Origin of the sequence: Pseudobythopirellula maris, assembly GCF_007859945.1 — a bacterium.
Classification (GTDB): domain Bacteria; phylum Planctomycetota; class Planctomycetia; order Pirellulales; family Lacipirellulaceae; genus Pseudobythopirellula; species Pseudobythopirellula maris.
Genome location: NZ_SJPQ01000003.1, coordinates 160570 through 181960, shown reverse-complemented (window position 1 = coordinate 181960; position 21391 = coordinate 160570). Strand labels below are relative to the sequence as shown.

Sequence of the window (21391 nt, the reverse complement as noted above, 5' to 3'; positions counted from 1 at the left end):
GCGGTCCCTACAGGACCATGCATTTGCGACGATTGCTGCTGTTGGTTGGCATCGCGACGACAGGCGCTACGATAGGCGTTGGCGCCTCGGCCCAAGAGGCGAAGCTCTCGGTCCTTTGGAACGAAGGCGACGAGGCGGTTTACCTGACTACGCAGTCGATGGCGATGACCATCGACGCCGGCCAGGCGGGTACCGGCGAGAGCGTGGTCGAGCAGACGGCCGAGGTCTCGTGGAACGTCGAGTCGATCGACGAGGGCGGCGCCGAGCGGATCGCGACGATCCGCCAGCAGCCGAGCTCGATGCGTGTCGAGGTCACGGGCCCCGGCGCACAGCACGGCGTCTACGACACGGCCGATGAGGCGCCCCCCGAGGGCGTGGCGGCGCTGCTCGCCCCCTCGCTCGATTCGTTCGTCCGTCACGGCTGGGCCGTGCAGATCGACGCGCGCGGCGCCTCGCTAGGGGTCGCGCTCCCCGAGGCGGTGGAGAAGTCGGTCGGCGTTTCGAGCCATGAGCCAGCCATCCGCACGGCGCTCGACAATCTCGCCACGCTGGCCGCCCCAACGCTGCCGAACGAATTGCAGTCCGGCGCGGCCGAGCCGGGCTTCGAGTGGACCATCGACGCCGGCGCGGGCGAGGAGGGGGCGGCGCCGTCGCTCGCTTGGACCTGCCGCTACGCCGGCGTCCGCGATGTGCAGGGCGACCCGGTTGCCGTGTTCGAGTGGGTCGGCGCAGCGTTCGCCGACGAGTCGATCAAGGTCGAGAGCACGGCGGGCGAGGCGCTGCTGGACTTGGCGACCGGCCAACCGGTGCGCTGCACCCGTGAGCTGGAGTTCATCGTCACGACCGAAGGGGCGACGACGCGTGTGAAGCAGAAGTTCGAAGCGCAGCGCGTCGATTGAATTCCCTTCCGTGGGGTAGGGCCGTGGTGGGGGCGCGCTGGGTACCCGCTTCCGCCCCCTAACCCCTCCCCCGTTCCGGAGGAGGGGAGCCACGACTCTTCGCGTCGTTTGCTATTCCGCAATCCACCATCCGAATTCCGCATGCGACCCACTCCGGCGGCTAACGCCGGCGGCGCGCCGTTACTCTTCCTGCGCCCGCGGCTCGGTGCTGACCTGGATCTCATCCCCCTCGACGCGCACGTCGAACACGTCGACGCCCAGCCGCGGGTTGTCGCACCACTTGCCGTCGGTGGTCGAGAACCGCCAGGCGTGCCAGGGGCAGGTGACGCAGCCCTCTTCGTCGAGCGCCCCGGCGCCGAGCGAGGCGCCTTGGTGCGGGCACATGTCGTCGATCGCCTTGTACTCGCCCTTGTGGAGGAACAGCGCAACGAGCCGTTCGCCCGCCTCGACGGTGGTCCCTTCGCCCTCGGCGATCTCTCCCACTTTGGCGACGGTGACAAACTCAGGCATGGCAGTGGGAGGGGGCAGGGATTAGGTGCGAGGGGTTAGGAAACCAACAGTCTAACGCGAACAAAGTTGGTTGTGGGAGGCGTCTCCGACGCCGATAACGGCCTGTCAGCGGTTAGCGGCTCGCAGACCGATATCGGGGTCGGAGACCCCTCCCACCTCAACACGCATGTCGCCCCCTGCGGAGAGTTTGTGGCCTTGGTAAACTGTGGGGCTGACCTCATTCCGCAATCCGCAATCCCCCTTCCGCATTCCATGTCTCTCAATCTCGCGATCCTCGGCGGCGACGGCATCGGCCCCGAAGTGGTCGGCGCCTCGCTCGACGTCCTCAAGGCGGCCGCCCCCGGCTGCGGCCTCGAGTACAAGACCACCGATTTCCCTTTCTCGGCGGCCCACTTCCTCGAGACCGGCCACGTCTTGGACGACGCCGACGTCGAAACGCTGCGCGGCTACGACGCCATCCTCCTGGGCGCCGTCGGCGGGTTGCCGAACGACCCACGCCTGGCGGGTGGCGTCATCGAGAAGGGCATCCTGCTCAAGCTCCGCTTCGAGCTCGACCAGTACATCAACCTGCGCCCCGTGCAGCTCTACCCGGGCATCGAGACCCCGCTCGCCGGCAAGACGAGCGAGCACATCGACATGGTCGTCGTGCGCGAGAACACCGAGGACCTCTACTGCGGCGTGGGCGGCTTTGTGCGCAAGGGCACCGCGCAAGAGGTCTCTAGCCAGACGATGGTCGCCACCCGGTTCGGCGTCGAGCGCTGCGTCCGCTACGCGTTTGAGCTCGCCAAGACCCGCGAGCGCAAGCACCTCACTTTGGTGCACAAGACGAACGTGCTCACCTTCGCCGGCGACACCTGGCACCGCGCTTTCAAGGAAGTCGCCGAGGAGTACCCCGACGTCGAGACCGCGTACCACCACGTCGACGCCTGCTGCATGTACCTCGTCACGCAGCCCGAGTGCTACGACACGGTGGTCGTGCCCAACATGTTCGGCGACATCATCACCGATCTGGGCGCCGCGATCGCCGGCGGCATGGGCATCGCCAGCAGCGGCAACCTCAACCCCAGCGGCGCGGCGCCGGGCATGTTCGAGCCGGTGCACGGCTCGGCTCCCGACATCGCGGGCCAGAACCTGGCGAACCCGATCGCCACGATCGACTCGCTCGCCCTGATGCTGCGCGAGACCGGCCGCATCAAGGGCAGCGACGCCGCCATCAAGTGCGGCGAACAGATCGGCGCTGCGGTCAAGAAGACCACCCCGAAGTTCGAGGGCAAACGGCTCGACCGCAGCGGGTTTGGGACGGACGAGGTGGCGCGAATGGTGATCGAGGCGCTGTGACGAACCGCTCAGAACAACTCAAGCTGGCCATCGGTTGGAAGCGGGCTTGTTGCGATCGAGTCCTGGGGGCGATTGGGGACTTTTGAGCCAACAACGCGTTTCCTTCTCGGGCAATGCGTCAGAGTGGACAACGCTTTCCCCCTCACATCGCTGCGCGACAGAGGGCGCAAGGCGATGCGGCCCTCTGAGAAGTCTTCGTAAGCGACGAGTCGCACCATGCTGCGGTGTTCGTGGCCGTCGATCGTGAGCACAATCAACCCGCTGCTCCCGCCCAAGACGTGCCCCGGGTCACGGAGAGTGCAGTGACGGCGACTCACTTCGGCCAGCGGGTAGACGTGCGTTGGCGGCTGATGGGGCGAGGCCCCGACGAGCAACACGGCCGACACCTCCGAAGTGTGCTCTTGCTCCGAGATGCGAATCATGGCGGATCTATCCGAACTGTTGGTCCGAGCGGAACGCTACGCCGCAACGAGCGATTCGCCTAGACGTTCCAGAGTCTTTCGCCGGTTGGGGTTCGGCCAAGACGGCGGTGTGTGGGCGACCAATCGCGGCGCCGCGCTCAAGGCGTTTGAGCGACAAGCTAACGATAGAACCGAGCTGGCGTGCTACGAAAGGCTGGCCGCCGAGGGGATCAAGGCCATCGAGGGCTTCAGCCTGCCCTCACTCTTGGGCTGGGACGACGATCTGCTCGTGATCGAAATGTCGATCGTCACGCCCCCGTACCTGCTTGATTTTGGCAAAGCATACCTCGACCGTCCCTTTGACTTCGAGGAGGGGGGATTCACGGATTGGGAATTAGAAAAACGCGAGCTTTACGATACCGCTCAGCAGTGGGAGATCGTTTCGACGGTTCTCGCGAGGTTGGCCTCGCTCGGCATCCACTACTACGACGCCAAGCCGGCGAACATCCGATTCGCGGAATGACGCTCGATTCGAGTTCTCCACCGCCGTGCTTCTTGCCGCCCTCGCACGGTGCGACGGGCGCCCCTCTACCGATTGTTTGCGGCGTGTTTGCCGGGCGTGCATAATCGAGGCTTTGCCTCTCCCGATCCGCCTCTCTGCTTTTACCGGAGCCGCTCATGAACGCTACGCCGATCCGCCAACTCTTGCTCGTCCGCCTGATGGCGGTGTGCCTCGCCTTTGGCGCCGTTGCGCCTGCCGGGGCGACCAGCTTTGCGGTTCTCTTCCGGGGCAGCGGATCGGGCGAGGGTCGTCCCGATGAGCAGCGGATCAACAACCCGCTCCACGAGCAGAACGCCACGGAGGGGGTCAACCCGCTGTACGAGCCGAGCACGGTCTCGTTCAATCCGAACCAATTGCCGATCGATCGGAGCTTGTCGTTCGAGTTCAATTTCCAGGAGTCGGTCAAGGGAGATCACAAGCCGGCTCCCGCCGACGCGTACGTCTTCGAGATCTTGCTGAGCGACACCGACACCGGCGAGTCGATCACCGACCTGGGACGCGATTTCGAGATCTGCTTCGAGGTCCCGCAGTGGGAGCAGAGCCCGCTCCCGGGCTCCACGCTCAGCGATTTCTCGCTCTCCTACTACGATGAGCAGGCGCAGGCTTGGGTCAGTGAGGATGACAAGATCATGGTCAAAGAGAACAACACGTTCTGCGGCACGACCGACCACTTCACCGTCTTCGCGATCGGCCCCGCCGTGCCGGAGCCCACGTCGCTGCTGCTGGCGCTCGCGGCCAGCGCGGCGTGCTTGGTCCGCCGGCGCCGCTGAGCCCGGCCCTCGTGCGACATAACAAACGAAGAGCCCCGGCCAAGCTTGGCCGGGGCTCTTCGCGTTCCATGGGTTGGAAGCCGTCGTCGGCCCGCGCTAGCGTCGACGACGGGCGACGCCCCAACAGGCGATCAGCACGAGCGCCGCCGACGACGGTTCCGGGATGGAGGCCCCGAGCGGGATGAGGCGGAAGTCCACCGTGCCGTCTCTCCAGACCCCGTAGTCGCCCGCGTCGATGATCCCGTTGGCGTTCCCATCGGCCCTCAGGTCGGTCGTCGATCCGAACGTGTCGACCCACAGCGTGTAGTCGTTGATGTCGGTGCGGTAGTCGAAGTTGTAATCGCCCAACGGCGAAAGCAACGCCACGGCCTTGATCTCGTAATCGAAGAAGTCACAGCACGAAGGGTTGTTGCGACCGCTGAGCACAAGCCGCCGCTCGCCTACGCGGGCCTGCAAGCGGATCGGCGCTCCCTGGCCGTCGAGACCGACGAAGTCGATCGTTTCGAACGTGTAGTCGGTCGGGTAGCCTTCGAGCCCGGAGAGGTTGAGCAATCGGTCGAGGTCGCGTCGTTGGTTGCTGAACGCGTCGAAGTAAGCGGCGTCGACGTTCTTGAACAACGCGTACGGTTCAAGCGATGGGGGGCGGATTGAGAAGAGCGCGTCGTCGGGGTCCAACCGGTACTCGAAGCCCGTCAGCAGATCGAACTCGCCGCCGATCGGCGAACGAAAATCGACACCGGCGAAGCCGCCACTGATATGGATACGACTCAGCTGCGGCGAGAACTCGTAGTGCCGCAGCTGGTCGGGCGGTTGGGCCGAGGCTGGCGTGCCGGCACTGAGCAACATCGCGGGAACGGCGAGGGCGAGTGCGCTTGGTGTGTGAGCCAGAACACTCAACAAGAGGGTTCGCAAAACATTTATAAGTAGCACGATCCATCTCCCAGATTGCCCCTGAGAAATACGATTGCCCGCACGGCTACATCCTACCGGCAGCGGCGAGCAACTCGCAACCATTTTCGGCTCGATACGGCCTTGGGGCTTACTGCTGCGGGGCGATTTGTGCGGCGAGTCGGTTTCCCAGATTCACAAACGACGATTCCACGCAGCAACGCTACGACCGTTACGTCCGTTGCAGCAGGGGTCGCATCAGCTGTCGCAGCCCCTGAAGACGGTTTAGACTTCGCCCGCCGGGAGTATCGCGGGGTTGCCCCGCGTGGGGTTCTGTTAAACTACTAAGTACCCGCCCGCCTCCGCGTGCTCCTTGCCCCGCCGGTGCTTTCCGCGATGCGTTTCTCCCCCTCGCTCTGGATCGTGTACCTCGCTGCGATTGCGCCCGTGGCGTCGTTCGCGCAGTCGCCCGCCGGCGAACACGACCTCGCCGCCGCCGAAGCGGTGCTCGAGGCGCGCTGCTACGACTGCCACGGCTACGGCGGCGAAGAAGGGGGCGTCGCTCTCGACCAATTGGTCGAAGGCTGGCGTGCTTCGCCCGACGACCCGCACACGCGTGCCGAGTTGCGCGGCCAGTGGGAGCGTGTCATGCGTCTAGTCCGCGCGGACGTGATGCCGCCCCACGGCTACGACCGACCCGACGCCGGCGAACGCGCCACGCTCGACAACTGGATCAAGCACGAGGCTTTCGGCATCGACCCGTCGCGGCTCGACCCGGGCCGGGTGACGCTCCGCCGGTTGAACCGCAACGAGTATCGCAACACGGTCCGCGACCTGATGGGCGTCGACTACGACACCCGCGGCAGTTTTCCGGCGGACGACTCGGGCCACGGTTTCGACAACATGGCCGACGTGCTTTCGGTCTCGCCGCTGCTCTTCGAAAAGTACGTCGAGGCCGCGCAAGAGATCGTCGCCGAGGCCTTGCCCGGCGCGCCGTCGCAGCCCGCCGTCCGCGTGCTGCACGGAGGCCAGTTTCTCAGCGAGGGCGAAGACGCCGCCAAGGCGCGGAAAGGCCCGCGTCGGCTCTCGTTCTACGAGCCCGCCTCCGTGGCGTACGACTACACGCCCGAGATCGAGGGCCGCTACGAACTGGTGCTCAACTTCCGCGGCGAGGAGACCTGGGTCGACGGCTTGTCCGATCTGAACCAATGCATCTTCCGGGTGTACGTCGACGGCGAGGAAACGCACAACGAGGTCTACAGCAGCGAGGCGGGGAGGCGTCACGAGTTGCGTTTCGAGTACGACTGGGCGACTTGGGCGCACCGCATCCAAATCGAGGTCGAGCCCACCACGCCCGACGCCGAGCAAGTCCGATCGCTGCGGATCAACCTGCAGAAGGCGACGGTGCGGGGGCCACTGGAAGAAGAGCATTGGGCCCGCCCGCCGGGCTACCACAAGTGGTTCCCCCGCGACCCGCCCGAAGACGCCGAAGGCCGCGACGCCTACGCCCGCCAGTTGCTCGGCGCGTTCGCCAAGCGCGCCTTCCGCCGGCCCGTGGACAAGGCGACCGTCGATCGCCTGGCGTCGCTTGTCGCGTCGGCCGAGCGGGACGGCAAGACCTTCGAGCGCGGCGTGGGCGAGGCGATGATCGCCGTGCTGGCTTCGCCGCGGTTCTTGTTCCGTGTCGAGTCCGCCGCGTCCGTCTCCGAGGGGGCCGCCGAGGCGCCGCTGATCGACGAGCACGCCCTCGCCTCGCGGCTCTCGTACTTCCTCTGGTCCACCATGCCCGACGAGGAACTCACTAGGCTGGCCGACGAGGGCCAGCTGCGTAAGAACCTCGCCGCCCAGTTCGATCGTTTGCTCGACGACCCCCGCTCGCAGCAGTTCATCAGCAACTTCGTCGGCCAATGGCTGCGGGCTCGCGAGATCGACACCACCAACGTCAACGCCTTCGCCGTCATGTCGCGCGACGCCGGCCCCGATCCCGAGAAGGCCCGCCTCCGTCGCCGTTTCCGCGAGCTGCGTCGCATCGACGCGGACCAACTGACCGACGCCCAGCGGCGGGAGCTAGCCGATGTGAGACGGGACTACTTCCGGTCACGCGAGAAATACAAAGATTACGACCTGAACGGCGGCCTCCGACGCGCGATGCGGCGCGAGACCGAGATGCACTTCGAGCACGTGCTGCGCGGAGGACGCAGCGCCTTGGAGCTGCTCGACAGCGACTACACGTTCCTCAACCAGCGGCTCGCAGAGCACTACGGCGTCGAGGGCGTGGAGGGCAACCAGATGCGCCGCGTCGAGCTGCCCGAGGGCAGCCCACGGGGCGGGGTGCTCACCCAGGGCACGGTGCTGGCGATCACCTCGAACCCCGACCGCACCTCGCCCGTTAAACGCGGCCTGTACGTGCTCGAGAACCTGCTCGGCTCGCCCCCGCCGCCCCCGCCGCCCGACATCCCGCCGCTCGAGGCGGCGGAGGGGAAAGATGGGGAAACGCCGATCACGCTCCGTCGTTCGCTGGAGATCCACCGCGACTCGCCGCTCTGCGCCTCGTGCCACGCCCGCATGGACCCGCTCGGGCTGGCGCTGGAGAACTTCAACGCCCTCGGCCTCGAGCGTGAGTCCGACCGCGGCGAGCCGATCGACACGACCGGCACGCTGGTGAGCGGCGAGTCGTTCGAAAGCGTCACGCAGTTGAAAGAGATCCTGGCTTCCGACAGACGCTTTGATTTCTACCGCTGCCTGACCGAGAAGGTTTTCACTTACGCCCTCGGCCGCGGGGTCGAGTACTACGACACCGAGACCGTCGACCGGCTGGTCGCGGGACTCGAAGAAAGCGGCGGCGACCTCCGCAACATGATGCGATCGCTAATCGATTCGGCGCCGTTCCAACGGCGGCGGGCCGAAGGAGCGGCGGCGGAGCCGATCGCCTTGCGTGAGCCCACTGACCAGCGTGAGATAGAACTGCAAATAGCAAAATGAGAATTGCAAATTGTAAATTTCAGAGCACGTCCTTTAGCAGTTTGCAATCAATCGGAAACAGCACGTCGCAACGCGACTCTCCCCGATAAGCGAGACCGACCGATGAGCACGCCAAGCGAACAACCCAGCGGTTTCGGCCGTCGTCGTTTCTTGCGCGGCGCGGGCGTGTGCCTCGCGTTGCCGTTGCTCGAGTCGCTCGGCGGCCGGGCGGCGGCGGCTTCCGTCACCGGCGAGCCCGCCATCGGCCTGACGGCCAGCGGCGCCCCGTTGCGCACGGCGTTCGTGTCGTTCCCCAACGGCGCGATCCCCGCCGCCTGGCGGCCGGTCGGCATCGGCCCGAAGTTCGCCTTCGGCCGCACCCTCGAGGCGCTCGAGCCGGTCCGCGACATGGTGCAGGTCCTGGGCGGTCTGGACCTCGAGGCCGCCAAGGCGGGCCGCGACGGCGCCGGCGACCACGCCCGCGGCAACGGCACGTTCCTCACCACGGTGCGGCTCCACAAGAGCGCGACCGACGTCCGCGCCGGGGTGTCGATCGACCAGGAGATCGCCCGCCGCATCGGCGACCAAACTCGCTTCCCCTCGCTCGAACTGACGGGCGACACGCACCGCAGCACCAACTGCGACTCGGGCTACGCCTGCGCGTACCAGTACAACATCTCGTGGAAGTCTCCCACCACGCCGATGACCGCCGAGTCGAACCCGCGGCTCGTGTTCGAGCGGCTCTTCGGCGCCGGGCCCCGCGAAAAGCGGTCGGCCTCGCTGCGGCAACGCCGCAACGAGCAGCGGTCGGTGCTCGACTTCGTGATGGACGAAACCCGCTCGCTCGCCCGCACCGCCGGCCGCGCCGACCGGGCGAAGCTCGATGAGTACCTCAGCGCTGTGCGCGAGAGCGAGCGTCGCATCGCGAAGTCGGAGAGCTTTGGCGCGGCGCCCAACCCAGACCGCGAAGCGCCGCACGGCGTGTCGGAGAACTACGAGGAGTACATCACCCAGATGTTCGACCTCATGCTGCTGGCGTTCCAGACCGACTCGACCCGCGTGGCGACATTCCAGATGGCCCACGACGGCAGCAGCCGCAGCTTCGACCACATCGGCATTCACGAGGGGCACCACGGCCTGACCCACCACCGCAGCGACCCGGAGCGGATCAAGAAGGTCGAGGAGATCGACCGTTGGTACGCCAGCCAGTTCGCCCGCTTCCTCGAACGGCTCGACGCGACCGAAGACAGCGATGGCCGCTCGCTGCTCTACAACTCGCAGATCGTCTACGGCAGCGGCAACTCGGACGGCAACCGCCACACGCACGACAACCTGCCGATCGTGCTGGCCGGCGCCGCCGGCGGCGCCTACCGCACGGGCCGCTACATGGACCACGGCTCGCGGCCGCTGGCGAATCTCTACCTGAAGATGGCCGAAACGGCGGGCGCCAGCGATCTTAAACGCTTCGGCGACTCGACCGAGGCGCTGCGGAACGTGTGAGTCGCGATGTCGGGGGGCGAGCCGTGAGCCCTCCTGCGGCGGGTAAACTACACGACCGGAGTTGCTTGCGGCACACTAAGGCGCGCCAGCCGCTCCGGTCGCTGACGCTCACGGCTCGCCTGAGGGATTTGGTATTCAGGCAGAGTCTCCACGTCAACGCCGGCCGACTATCGGCGTCACCTGCGTCGAACGATGAAGCCGAGGCAGCCTCTTGAGCATGCCCTTGCTACGATGTCGAGGGGGCCAAAGTACGACCGCCGAGAATGCTGTGAAATACTCGACTGAACACGCCATTAGAGCAGTGCAGATCGTCGAGAATCTCATGCCACATGTCAGTCCGCATCCGTTGTATGCGGAGTTGAACGAGGTTCTTCTGGACCACACTCGCTGGCACGAGGCACACGGCTTATTCGGTCGAATTAGGACAGAGATCTCGCTTCCGAACGAGGCCCACAAGAAGAACGGCCTAGATGCCTTATTCGCGTGCGTCGCGGAAAATGCAGCAAAGACGGCCTACAACTGCAGTGGTAGACCCGCACCCTTCGACAACAACAGCTTTGGCCGGCTTCTCACGTGTGAGTACGAGTTTCTCGTCGAACTGAACGGTTGATTGCGGACAGCTTGCGGATTGCTCTTTCGACGGCGCCGGCGTGAATATTCGACGCTGATCCCATGCACTGAAAGGACGGGCGCCACAGCCGGAGCGGCGGGGCAATCGTGCCGTTTGCCGAAGGGGCGCCCGGCCGCCGCTGGTTCCGGCCTGCGGACCTTCTCCGCTTCAGCGAGCGGTAGTAAAATCCCCCTCCCCGGCAGGGGGAGGGGCTAGGGGAGGGGGTGTGAAGCGGGTACCCGGGGCGCCCCCTCCCCTAACCCCTCCCCCCTTGGGGGAGGGGGAATACTTTTCATCTACTCACTTTTCATCGCCGCCGATGCCCGCACCTCACGCCGACGCGGCGCCGATCGACCCCTACCGCCTCGACCCCAGCCGCGTCGCCGAGCCCCCACGACGTGGCTCGGCATGCTGTCGTATAGCGGGCCGGGGTTCATCTTGTCGGCGTCGATCGTCGGCTCGGGCGAGCTGATCGCCACCACGGTGCTCGGCGCCGGGCGCCCGATTCAGCGCAGCCGGGCAAGCCAGCGATGGCGCGCGGCGGGCATTGCTGCTCCCGCTATTCCCCCGCAGACGCAGCCGGCGCCGTGGTGACCAACAACACGCCCTTGGTGCGTGCGTAGAGCAGACACTCTGCCTGGGTGCGATTCGAGACCCTCTGCGATGCCCCTGCTGCTGAAACCAGGCGGCTACCCGGCCCCAGCGTTTGGCGAGCGGAATCGTTGTCGGCTTGGTAGTCGAGTTCGCCTTCGATCACGATCGTGCGAAGAGCGGGTCCGCCGCCGCTGAGTTCGCCGCTGAATCCGGCGGGCAGTTTGACGAGGCTACCGTTGAGCTGTCCGGCGATGGGATCGCCCCACAGAAACGCAATCTGTGGCCCTTCTGAGGGCGCCGCCCCGTCGGGTTGCTCGACCCATCGCGTCGCCGAAGCGTCGAGCCAGACCAAGTTCGACGCGTCGAGATTGACGGCTCTCTCGCCGTTGTCCGTCGCTTGGTCGGATGGGAGCACCAGGTAGGGGCCCTCCTGGATCTCGACGAACGCGACGCTCGTGCCCCGCGACGCGGTGATGTGGACTTCGCCGGCGGGCTGCATCCAGTACGAGCCCGCTGGCATCCACATCGGTCGGGCGTCGGGGTCGTCGTTGTGGAGCAGCCCCCCAAGAACGACGCCGCGGTAGGTGATGTTGTGGATGTGGGGCGGCGAGGTGAAGCCGTCAACGAACTTCACCAAGAAGCCCGAGGCCCCGTCGGCAGTCTGATCGCCCCAGAGCGTGCCCGCCTGCGGCCCCTTGTCTCCGCGGGCGGGGTTGAGCGGCTTCCATTCGATATCAGACGCCAGGAAGACGGTGGTTCCTGGTTCACCCTGCGTTCCAGGCCCGCCCGGCGGACCCGCCAAGCCTTCGCCGACGAAGGCCAGCACGCCAAACACGACAATCGCAAGCTTTGAGAGCATCGGTTCCTCTGCAAGTTGATCGCCCCGAACGCATGACGCGGGCGTGGGGCTAGGGGAGTCGCGGGGAATCCGCGATCGGAGCGGCTGGCGCCATCCTGCGCCGCAAGCAACTCCGGTCGTGTAGTTTACCCGCCGCAGGAGGGCTCACGGCTCGCCTGAGTGTCTGGTCGTTCACTTCTCGATGGGCTACGCACGTCGGGACTCGGTCGAATCAGACATTCCAGACGGCCAATTCAACGCCGGTCTAGAGTGATGCGCTGACGGGAGAAAGTACTCGCACCTGTGGACGATGATACACGCGTTTAATTAGCCAGGTAGCAGCGAAGCCTACAGGTATCAACCCAAACAGCGCGATCTTTTCTGGCCCGGCCCAAGTTAGGAAGCGAACCAGCTCATCGCCCTCTGGTTTGCCCCGGGGGGGCTGGGGGGGGTGCAGAATCCAGTGGTGCGATAGCCACGCGATACCTGTTACGAATAAGATCGCTATACTGAAAAGTATGCAGGGGAATAGTATTGCTTCACCCAATCTCATGGCACGGTAAGAATCTTCGAGCTTTATATTGCGAGCAGTCTCAATGGATTTAATAAACGCCATAACCGTGTTTTCGTCGCCGCAATCGATAGTGCTAGAGGTCGAATGGTCGTTCTGTTCGCAGAATAGAGTTACAAAGTGACTGCCCGGTGTAAATTCAAGGCATTCCAGTCCCTCTAGTGAATACACGTGCGTTGCACTGGCGTCAGGCATTACACCTGATTCAAGCAGTCGTATCCACTCATCGAAATCGGGTGTTGTGCTTCCTGGGTAGCAATTCTGGAATAAGCGCACAATCGCGTTCTCTGTCACCGCATAGCAGCTGTACAATGTGCTTGTTTTGGTTTTTTCCGTCAGGATCCAACTGGACAATACTTTACCTAGCCAATCGCAGTTCTCCGGTGGGCTAGGGGGTCTCGTGAAGATGGAAGCGGAAACAAGTGAAGCGCAGAGAGACCCGAGTAGCGAAAAGCCGATATAGTAACCGAAGTTTCCCGCCCCCATGGCCCAGGCAGAGAGACCCCCCAAAACCAATCCCAAGACTGAGCCGATTAGAACTGGTATCGCCTTGCCTTTCCTGATTGTCCCACCGATCTTGTCCGCAGCCATCTCGATGATGGTCATTCCTACCCTAGAACTCATTGCGATGCCTCAATTTGATAGGACGTAATTGTTTTGCGCTTGAATTGAACTGTGAGCAAATGGGCCCTGCTGAGGTTCGTTAGCAGGCAGCCGACAAATGGGAAGCATGTCACTGTACGAATGTTGTGTGGTATTGCAAGGCTCTTGGGCGATGAGTCAAAGTGGGTGCTCAATAATGGACACAATGCCTATGAAAGCTGGTATCGATCATAGTTGGCGACATCGCATGATCGGCTTGTGTTGACATTCGGCAGAAAAATGCCGAGCTCCGCTGTGTTCCCGACTGACTGTCAAAGCCACCTGTGCGGTATGTCGACCGAGGCTCTGCGGGGCAATTTAGGTAGTGCCCACCTCACCCCTCCCACACAGGGGGAGGGCGCCAATCCTCTCCTCTCTAGTCACCGCCGATGCCCTCACCTCACGCCGACTCGGCCCCGATCGACCCGTACAAGCTCGACCCGAGCCGCGTTGAGGAGCCCCCCACCACGTGGCTCGGCATGCTGTCGTACTGCGGCCCCGGGTTCATCCTGTCGGCGTCGATCGTTGGGTCGGGCGAGCTGATCGCCACTACGGTATTGGGCGCCAAGGCGGGGTTCGCCACGCTGTGGGTCATCCTGGTGAGCTGTCTGGTGAAGGTGGCCGTGCAGCTCGAGTTCGGCCGGCACACGATCCAGACCGGCGAAACGTGCGTCGAGGCGATGAACCGGTTGCCGGGGCCCAAACCGGCCCGGGTCCACTGGACCATCTGGGCGTGGGTGCTGCTGCAGCCGATCAAGATCTTGCAGGTCGGCGGCATCGTCGGCGGCGTGGCGATGGTGCTCGGCATCGTCTGGCCCGGCGTGCCGCTGGCCGTTTGGGCGTGGGGCGTGGCGGGCGTCACGGCGCTGTTGGTCTGCTACGGCCGTTATCGGTTCGTCGAGCGGACGTCGCTCGTGCTGCTGGCGATGTTCTCGCTGCTAACACTTGTCTCGGTCGCGGCTCTGCAATGGACCGACTACGCCGTCAGCTGGGGCGACGTGCTCTCGGGCCTCGGCGGCCACGTGCCCGAGGGGGCGTGGATCATCGTCATCGGCGCCTTCGGGCTCACCGGCGTCGGCGGCGACGAGATCATGCACTACTCCTACTGGCTGCTGGAGAAGGGTTACGCCGCCAAGACCGGCCCATACGACCCGGCGGACGAGGCGTGGGTCGCCCGCGCCCGCGGCTGGATCCGTGTGATGCAGCTCGACGCGATGCTATCGATGGTCGCCTACACCGTCGTGACGGCGGCGTTCTATTGCCTGGGCGCCGCGGTGCTGCACGCCCGCGGCGAGGCGCCCGAGGGTTACGCGCTGATCGAGACCCTGGCGACGATGTACACCGAGTCGCTGGGCCCCTGGAGCCGCCACGTGTTCTTAGCCGGGGCGCTGGTGGTGCTTTATTCGAGCGTGTTCGCGGCGCTGGCGGCCTGGTGCCGCATGTACGCCGACGCCTTCGACAAGTTGGGGTGGGTACGGCTGCACAACACGACGAGCCGCCGCCGCACGATCGCCGTGCTGGCGTGGGCGATCGCCCTCTCGTGGGCGGCCGTTTACTTGTTCGTGCAGAAGCCGGTTTGGATGGTGCTGTGGGGCGGCGTCGCTACGAGCGCGATCTTGCTGCTGGCGGTGTGGGCGGCGGTCGATTTCCGCACGCGGCGAGCGCTGCCCGCGCTGAGGCCGAGACCGATCTACCGGGCGGCGTTCTGGCTCAGCGCGGGGCTGATCGCGTCGCTCGCCGTGTGGGGCGTCACGAAGGCCTCGATCGAGTACTTCGGCTAGCTCCCGGCCGGCGCCTCGCCATTGGCGGCCTCCCGGAAGCCCGCCTCCCCTAGGCGAGTCAGGAAGATTTGCGCAGGGCGACCTCGCGAATGCGCCCCCGCCGTCGTCCATTCGGTAGCGGTCTGTCACAATAGACTAGCTACCCCGCCCGCAACGCCAACCAACAGCCCCCCCGGCGAAGCCCACCATGACGACCGCTGATTCTCCGTCGACGAGCCGCACACGAAGCCACCTAGGGGCTGCGCTCTACCTACTGACGGCGACGCTGGGCCTGCTGGCGGCGACGCTGGCGACCAGCCGGGCCGACGCGCAGTACCTGAACGGCATCGACGTCTCGCACTGGCAGGGCGCTATCAATTGGACGTCGGTCAAGAACGCCGGAACCGACTTCGCGTTCATCAAGGCGACCAACGGCACCAACCAGGTCGATTCGAGGTTCGCCCAGAACTTCAATAACGCCCGCGAGGCGGGCGTGTTGGCCGGGCCTTACCACTACGGGTACCCCAACACGTTCACTTCGGACCCGCTCGACGCGGCCAACGAGGCGAACGACTTTGTCGACGCGATCGAGCCGTTCTACACGAATCACCCCGGCTCGTACCTGACGCCGGTGCTCGACTTGGAGGAGCACGTCAACATCGGCACGACCGCCCAGAACAAGGCGTTCATCACCGAGTGGGTCCGCGACTTCTCGCAGGTTGTCGAAACGCGTCTCGGCGTCAAGCCGATCATCTACACCGGCCAGTCGTTCGCCCAGAACTACTTGGCCAACGACATCGCGGAGCACCCGCTGTGGTTCGCCCGCTGGGGGAGCCAGCCGACCTCGACGCAGATGGGCATCTGGGACACGTGGGACTTCTGGCAGTACACGGCCACCGGCAGTGTGGCGGGCGTGTCGGGCAACGTTGACCGCGACTACTTCAACGGCACGATGCAGGACCTCGAGCAGTACGTGATGGGGGTCGTCTCGCTGGCGGGCGACTACAACGACGACGGCATGGTCGACGCCGCCGACTTCACCGTGTGGCGCGACACGCGCGGCGCCCGCCGCGGCGGGGCGGCCGACGGCAACGGGGACGGCCGCATCGACGAGCTCGATTACGACATCTGGGTCGCCAACTTCGGCAAATCGAATCTCAGCTCAGCGCAAACGGCCAGCGTGCCCGAGCCGAACTCGCTGATGCTGGCGGCGGGCGCGTGCTTCGGCCGGCGCCGTTTGCGTGGTCGCCTACGGGGCGGCTTGGGCCACTAGCCGATCGCCACGCGGCGGCCCGACTCGCCGCTCCGCAGCGCCGCCTCGATCACTCGCATGTTCGCCACGGCGTCGGCGAGCGGCGTCGGCACGGGCTGGTCGTTGAGCACCGCCTCGGCGAAGCGGTCTGCCTGGGCCGTGTACTTGTCGCAGGCGCCGACGACGATCTCCTCGGTGGCGCCGTCGAGGTCGAGCCACATCCGCACCGAGTCTTCGGGCGGCGGCGTGAAGGGCCACTCGATCCGCAGCACGCCCGCTGTGCCGGCGATCGTGGCCCCCTGACCAGGCGCCATCTGCGTGCCGCAGCTCAGCGTCGCCACGGCGCCGCCGTTGAAGTCGAGCACCGCCGCCGCGTGGCGGTCGGTCCCGAACCGCGGGTCGCGCTCCACGCGGGCCAGCACGCCAACGGGCTCGCGGCCTAGCACGAAACGGGCCATCGAGATCGGGTAGCAGCCGATGTCCATCAGCGCCCCGCCGCCCAGGTCGCTCTGGTTGCGGATGTTCTGCGGGTCGTCATTGAAGTACGAGAACCAGCCGCGCACCTCGCGCAGCTCGCCGAGCGTTCCTGCGGCGATCAGCTCGAAGACCCGCTCCCACTGCGGGTGGAAGCGGTACATGAACGCCTCCATGAGCTTCAGCTCAGGATGCGCCTCGCCGGCGGCGAGGAGCTTCTCGGCCTCGGCGGCCGACAACGCGATCGGCTTCTCACACAGCACGTGCTTGCCCGCTTCGAGCGCGGCGATCGACATCGGCACGTGCAGATGGTTCGGCAGCGGGTTGTAGACGGCGTCGACAGCGGGATCGGCCAGCAGCTCCTCGTACGAGCCGTACGCGCGGCCGATCACCAGCCCGTCGGCCGCCTGCTGGGCGCGGGCCAGGTCGCGTGAGGCGATCGCTGTCACTTCGCCGAGCCGCGACTTCTGCAGCGCCGGGATCACCTGCTTGCGGCCGATCTTGGCGGTGCTCAGCACGCCCCAGCGGAGTTTCGTCGGTTCGCTCAAAGCACGGCCTCGTTCGCGGGGATCATCGGCGGCTCGCGGCGGGCCGCCCAGGCCGTGAGATTACCTTGCGAGAGGGGCCCCGGCCACCGCCGCCGCGCGGCCAAGACCAACGCAGCGCGGCCAAGACCACCGCCGCGCGGCCAAGAATACTTGAGATTGTCCGCCGCGATTGCCACTGGAAGAGTTTTGCGCGCCGATCTTCGCAGCGAGCGGGCGAAAAACGCAGCGCACGCGGGGGCGGCGGCGTGACTTGTCGGTTTGAACGCAGGGCGTCGCCGTGAGAACGACCCCCTGCGGCGCCCAATTATCTTTGTAGCACGCGTTTTACCTAATTTCGACAATCGCTTTTGGCCGCGCGCGCAGCAGCGATTCTTGGCCACTCGCGATTTTGTCGTAAGGCGCCGTTGGGGCATGATTTAGCTCAGCGCGGCGCCGGCCGCCGACGGCGGAAAAACGGGCGAGAGAATTCGGGGTTCGAGATTTGGACGGTCTGTCCACCTGAACCGCTGCACGGCTTGCCACCAAGCAGCACCGCGCGTCCGCTAGCGGGCTGCTCCTACCCGTCTTTACCCCGCCGCTGAAAGCACGTGGAGTCGTTGGTTGAGTTGCGACCAGGGCTGGTGAGAGCCTTGGGTTGCTAACTATCATTTGGACAAGCAATTGCCGCAGTTGTCTGGTGGAGTTTGCTATCGGTCTGCAGGCCGACGCAACCCGATTGGTAGGGCGGTGCTTGGCGGAAACTGGCGCAAGGGTGTGGACGAACACGAAGATGAGCGACGAATCTCGCCGCGTGCCGGACTACGAGTCGGAGGTCCATCAGGAGATCGCCGATAGGTTTGGGCTGTTGCCCAATTTCTTCCGCCTCGGGCCGGAGGCGCCCGAGGTCGCCAAGAGCTTTTGGGAGTTCGCCAAGTTCGGCTACCTCGACAGCCCGCTGCCGGCGATGTTCAAGGAGCGGCTGTTTGTTTACCTCTCTCGCTTCTGCGACGTGCGGTACTGCCTGGCCCGCCACTTCGGCTTTCTGGTCGGCCTGGGGCGGCCCTCGGGCGACGACGCGTCGGCGCCCGACTCGCTCGATCAGGCGTTGAGCCTGATCGATACGCCCCACCCGAGCGGCGACGATCTGGCGCCGTCGCTCGAGGTTTTGCGGGCGCGCACGGAGCCCTTTGCCTTCGACTCGGAGCTCTCCGAAGAGCAAGAGGCGGCGGTTTTCGCCTGCGCCGCCCACGTCTTCTTGCAGACGGATCAAGCGGCCGAAAGCCTCGAGGCGCTCCGCCACGCCTGCGACGGTCGGGCGTTCCAGCACCTGCTCGTCTTCCTGACGTTTGTCCGCACCGCGCACTACTGGACCCAGATCCACCCGGAGCTCGAGGTCGAGGAGGATGTCACGCACCTGCTCGACGGGCACGAGGCGCTGTCGCGCTGCGTGCGGGGCGCGCAGCCGTCGGACGCCGGCAAACGGGCCTCGGTCGTCCAGCGGGAGCTCGACCGGCTCGGCGAAGAACGCGAGCGCTCGGAGCTGCTGCGGGTCACGCTGGCGAGCATCGGCGACGCGGTGATCACGACCGACAGCCGCGGCCGCATCACGTTCATCAACAGCGTCGGCGAGAAGGCGACCGGCTGGTCGGCGGACGAGGCGGTCGGCCAGCCGATCGAGCGGGTGTTCGCCATCTTCGACGAGGAATCGGGAGAGGAGGTCGTCAGCCCCGTGCGTCGCGCGCTGCGTCACGGCGCGACCGCCGGCCTGAAGAGCCGCACCAGGCTCATCACCCGCGACGGGAAACGGTTGCCGATCGAGGACAGCGCCAGCCCGATCCGCGTGGGCGGCCAGGTGGTGGGGGCGGTGCTCATCTTCCGCGACGTCCGCGAGCGCCGCGAGCAGCAGAAGTCGCTCGAGCGGCAGGAGCTGCAGTTCCGCACGCTCGCCAATTCGATCGCCCACCTCGCCTGGATGGCGAAACCCGATGGCTACGTGTTCTGGTACAACCAGCCGTGGTACGAGTACACGGGCGCCACGCCCGAGGAGATGGAGGGCTGGGGGTGGCGATCGGTCCACGACCCGGCGACGCTGCCCACCGTGCTCGAGCGTTGGAGCCGTTCGCTCGAGAGCGGCGAAGAGTTCGAGATGGTCTACCCGCTGCGTGGCGCCGACGGGGTGCTGCGCCCCTTCCTGACCCGGGTCCACCCGGTCCTGGACCCCGAGGGGACGGTGGTGCAGTGGTTCGGCACCAACACCGACATCAGCGAGATGTCACGCGTCGAGGGCGAGTTGCAAGAGGCGCGTTCGCGGCTCGAGTCGATCCTTTCGGCCGGCGAGGTGGGGACCTGGGAGTTCGACGTCCTGCAAGACGTGATGCGGGCCGACCGCAATCTGGCCGCCATGTTCGGGGTGCCGGAAGAGCAGGCCCAGGGCGCGCCGCTCGAGATCTACCTGCGTGCGATCCACGACGACGACCGCGAGCGGGTGCAGTCCACCATCCGGCAAGCGCTCGACGAGGGCGACACTTACGAGGCGGAGTACCGCCTGCGGGGCGACGGTTCGGAGCCCCGCTGGGTCGTGGCTCGGGGGCGTGTCGAGCGAGACGCCTCGGGCAGGGCGATCCGCTTGCCGGGGGTCGTGGTCGACATCACCGAGCAGAAGCAGGGCGAGGAGACGGTCGCCCGCCTCGCGGCCGAGTCGGAGCGGCAGCGACGGCTCTACGAGACGGTGCTCTCGAACACGGAAGACTTTAATTACACGTTCGACCTCGAGGGGCGTTTTACGTTCCTCAACGAGGCCTTGCTCGACCTGCTGCAGAAGACTCCCGACGAGGCGGTCGGCAAGAACTTTTATGGCCTGAACTACCCGCCCGATCTAGCGAAGCACCTGCAAAGACAGATCAAGCAGTGCATCGAAGAACGGGTCACGATCCGCGACGAGACGACTTTCGTTTCGCACCTCGGCGCCCGCCAGTACGAGTACATCTTCGTGCCGGTGTTCGGCGAGAACGGCGCGGTCGAGGCGGTGGCCGGCTCGACGCGCGACATCACCGATCGCAAGCGGACCGAGGAGGCGCTCCGCCAATCGGATCGCCACAAGGACGAGTTCCTCGCCACGCTGGCCCACGAGCTGCGCAACCCGCTCTCGCCGATCGCCTCGGCGGTCAAGCTGATGCACGACTCGGCCGACGACGCGGCCGAGGTCAGGCAGCTCTCCCAGATCGCCGACCGCCAGCTCAAGCAACTCGTGCGATTGGTCGACGACCTGCTCGATGTCTCGCGCATCAGCCGCGGCAAGGTGCAGCTGCAACGCACGCTCTGCGGTCTGGACGAGATCGTGCGGCAAGCGGTCGAGTCGGTCTCGGACAAGGTGCGGGCGGCCGAGCACCGGCTGAAGGTCGACATCCCCGCTGAGCCGTTGTACGTGCACGGCGACCACGCCCGGCTGACGCAGGTCGTGACGAACGTGCTCAACAACGCGGTGAAGTACACCCCCGACGGCGGCGATATCTCACTCACGCTCACGTCGGTCGGGGACTCGGCGCGGATCGAGATCAAGGACTCGGGCGTCGGCATCCCCGCGGAGAGTCTGTCGAAGGTCTTCGAGTTGTTCACCCAGCTCGAGATCGAGCGCCTCTCCGGTGGCTCGGGGCTGGGGATTGGGCTCGCGCTGGTCAAAGAGTTCGTCGACCTGCACGGCGGGGTGATCGAGATCGAGAGCGCGGGCCACCTGCAAGGCTGCCGGGTCGTGATCCACTTGCCGACGACGGCCCCCCCGCAAGCGGACGACATCGACGATGAAGGCGAGCCGGTGGCGCCGAGCGATCGGGCCGCCCCGACCAGGCCGCTCCGCGTGCTGGTGGTCGACGATCTGCGCGCCATCGCCTACACGCTCAGCCGACTGATGGAGAACATGGGGCACGAGACGCTCACCGCCGATTGCGGCGAGAACGCCCTGCGGGTGATCGGCGACTTCCGGCCCGATGTCGTCGTCTCCGACGTCTCGATGCCGGGGATGAGCGGCTACGAGCTAGCGACCGAGATCCGCCGCCGGTACAGCGACACGATCGGCCTGGTGGCGCTGACGGGCTATGGCATGCAGGCCGACCGCGACAAGGCGCTGGCGAGCGGCTTTGACCACCACATGGTCAAGCCGCCCGACCCCGACCAACTCGAGGCGTACCTGCAAACGGTCGAGGGCCGTGTGCGGCAGGATGCGTAGCCGCCCCGCCGCCGATCGCTTCGGCGATCGTCCGCGCTAAAGCGAAAGCCGTTCTCGAGGGCGCCGCCGCAC

General features: G+C 65.9%; 16 protein-coding genes. 10 read left to right on the top strand and 6 right to left on the bottom strand.

Annotated features, from left to right (window positions below; genetic code table 11):
- Positions 1-17: 17 nt before the first annotated feature.
- Positions 18-899 carry a hypothetical protein gene (locus Mal64_RS13580; protein ID WP_146401150.1) on the top strand — a complete coding sequence of 294 codons (882 nt, stop codon included), beginning with the start codon at positions 18-20 and terminating at the stop codon, positions 897-899.
- A gap of 180 nt (positions 900-1079) precedes the next feature.
- On the opposite strand, the gene Mal64_RS13575 is transcribed toward Mal64_RS13580, so the two are convergent.
- Positions 1080-1409, bottom strand: a complete 330-nt coding sequence (locus tag Mal64_RS13575; protein WP_146401148.1) for a Rieske (2Fe-2S) protein — start codon at positions 1407-1409, stop codon at positions 1080-1082.
- Between the two features lie 252 nt (positions 1410-1661).
- Between Mal64_RS13575 and Mal64_RS13570 the strand changes: the two genes are divergently transcribed.
- On the top strand, positions 1662-2747 hold the full coding sequence (locus Mal64_RS13570; RefSeq protein WP_146401146.1) for a 3-isopropylmalate dehydrogenase: 1086 nt from the start codon (positions 1662-1664) through the stop codon (positions 2745-2747).
- Positions 2748-2755: 8 nt separating this feature from the next.
- Here Mal64_RS13570 and Mal64_RS13565 read toward each other — a convergent pair whose 3' ends face one another.
- The gene (locus tag Mal64_RS13565) at positions 2756-3169 is read right to left on the bottom strand and encodes a hypothetical protein (protein ID WP_146401144.1); all 414 of its coding nucleotides are present in this window, start codon (positions 3167-3169) and stop codon (positions 2756-2758) included.
- On the opposite strand from Mal64_RS13565, the gene Mal64_RS13560 reads away from it, so the two are divergent.
- Positions 3168-3671, top strand: a complete 504-nt coding sequence (locus tag Mal64_RS13560; protein ID WP_146401142.1) for a hypothetical protein — start codon at positions 3168-3170, stop codon at positions 3669-3671. The genes Mal64_RS13565 and Mal64_RS13560 overlap by 2 nt on opposite strands.
- A gap of 155 nt (positions 3672-3826) precedes the next feature.
- Positions 3827-4480: a PEP-CTERM sorting domain-containing protein gene (locus Mal64_RS13555; RefSeq protein ID WP_146401140.1), complete on the top strand. Its 654-nt coding sequence runs from the start codon at positions 3827-3829 to the stop codon at positions 4478-4480.
- Positions 4481-4576: 96 nt separating this feature from the next.
- Here Mal64_RS13555 and Mal64_RS13550 read toward each other — a convergent pair whose 3' ends face one another.
- On the bottom strand, positions 4577-5326 hold the full coding sequence (locus Mal64_RS13550) for a PEP-CTERM sorting domain-containing protein (RefSeq protein WP_197525754.1): 750 nt from the start codon (positions 5324-5326) through the stop codon (positions 4577-4579).
- A gap of 438 nt (positions 5327-5764) precedes the next feature.
- On the opposite strand from Mal64_RS13550, the gene Mal64_RS13545 reads away from it, so the two are divergent.
- From Mal64_RS13545 to Mal64_RS13535, 3 genes are all read left to right on the top strand, one after another.
- A complete protein-coding gene (locus tag Mal64_RS13545) occupies positions 5765-8350 on the top strand; it encodes a DUF1592 domain-containing protein (protein ID WP_146401136.1) in 2586 nt (861 codons plus the stop codon).
- A gap of 102 nt (positions 8351-8452) precedes the next feature.
- Complete coding sequence (locus Mal64_RS13540; protein WP_146401134.1) at positions 8453-9829, top strand: DUF1552 domain-containing protein; 1377 nt, start codon at positions 8453-8455, stop codon at positions 9827-9829.
- Between the two features lie 268 nt (positions 9830-10097).
- Positions 10098-10439 carry a hypothetical protein gene (locus Mal64_RS13535; protein WP_146401132.1) on the top strand — a complete coding sequence of 114 codons (342 nt, stop codon included), beginning with the start codon at positions 10098-10100 and terminating at the stop codon, positions 10437-10439.
- 559 nt (positions 10440-10998) lie between these two features.
- Here Mal64_RS13535 and Mal64_RS13525 read toward each other — a convergent pair.
- Positions 10999-11892 carry a DUF4437 domain-containing protein gene (locus Mal64_RS13525; RefSeq protein WP_146401128.1) on the bottom strand — a complete coding sequence of 298 codons (894 nt, stop codon included), beginning with the start codon at positions 11890-11892 and terminating at the stop codon, positions 10999-11001.
- 244 nt (positions 11893-12136) lie between these two features.
- Entirely contained in the window at positions 12137-13048 is a 912-nt protein-coding gene (locus Mal64_RS13520) for a hypothetical protein (RefSeq protein WP_146401126.1), read from the bottom strand.
- 425 nt (positions 13049-13473) lie between these two features.
- On the opposite strand from Mal64_RS13520, the gene Mal64_RS13515 reads away from it, so the two are divergent.
- Both Mal64_RS13515 and Mal64_RS13510 read left to right on the top strand, forming a co-directional pair.
- Positions 13474-14865, top strand: coding sequence for an Nramp family divalent metal transporter (locus tag Mal64_RS13515; protein ID WP_146401124.1), 1392 nt, complete (start codon positions 13474-13476; stop codon positions 14863-14865).
- Positions 14866-15052: 187 nt separating this feature from the next.
- Positions 15053-16117: a glycoside hydrolase family 25 protein gene (locus Mal64_RS13510; RefSeq protein WP_146401122.1), complete on the top strand. Its 1065-nt coding sequence runs from the start codon at positions 15053-15055 to the stop codon at positions 16115-16117.
- Here Mal64_RS13510 and Mal64_RS13505 read toward each other — a convergent pair.
- Positions 16114-17118 (bottom strand): Gfo/Idh/MocA family protein, encoded by a 1005-nt coding sequence (locus Mal64_RS13505; RefSeq protein ID WP_146401119.1) that lies wholly within the window; start codon positions 17116-17118, stop codon positions 16114-16116. The genes Mal64_RS13510 and Mal64_RS13505 overlap by 4 nt on opposite strands.
- Before the next feature lie 769 nt (positions 17119-17887).
- Here Mal64_RS13505 and Mal64_RS13500 point away from each other — a divergent pair.
- Positions 17888-21319: a PAS domain-containing hybrid sensor histidine kinase/response regulator gene (locus Mal64_RS13500; RefSeq protein ID WP_146401117.1), complete on the top strand. Its 3432-nt coding sequence runs from the start codon at positions 17888-17890 to the stop codon at positions 21317-21319.
- The last annotated feature ends 72 nt before the right edge of the window (positions 21320-21391 follow it).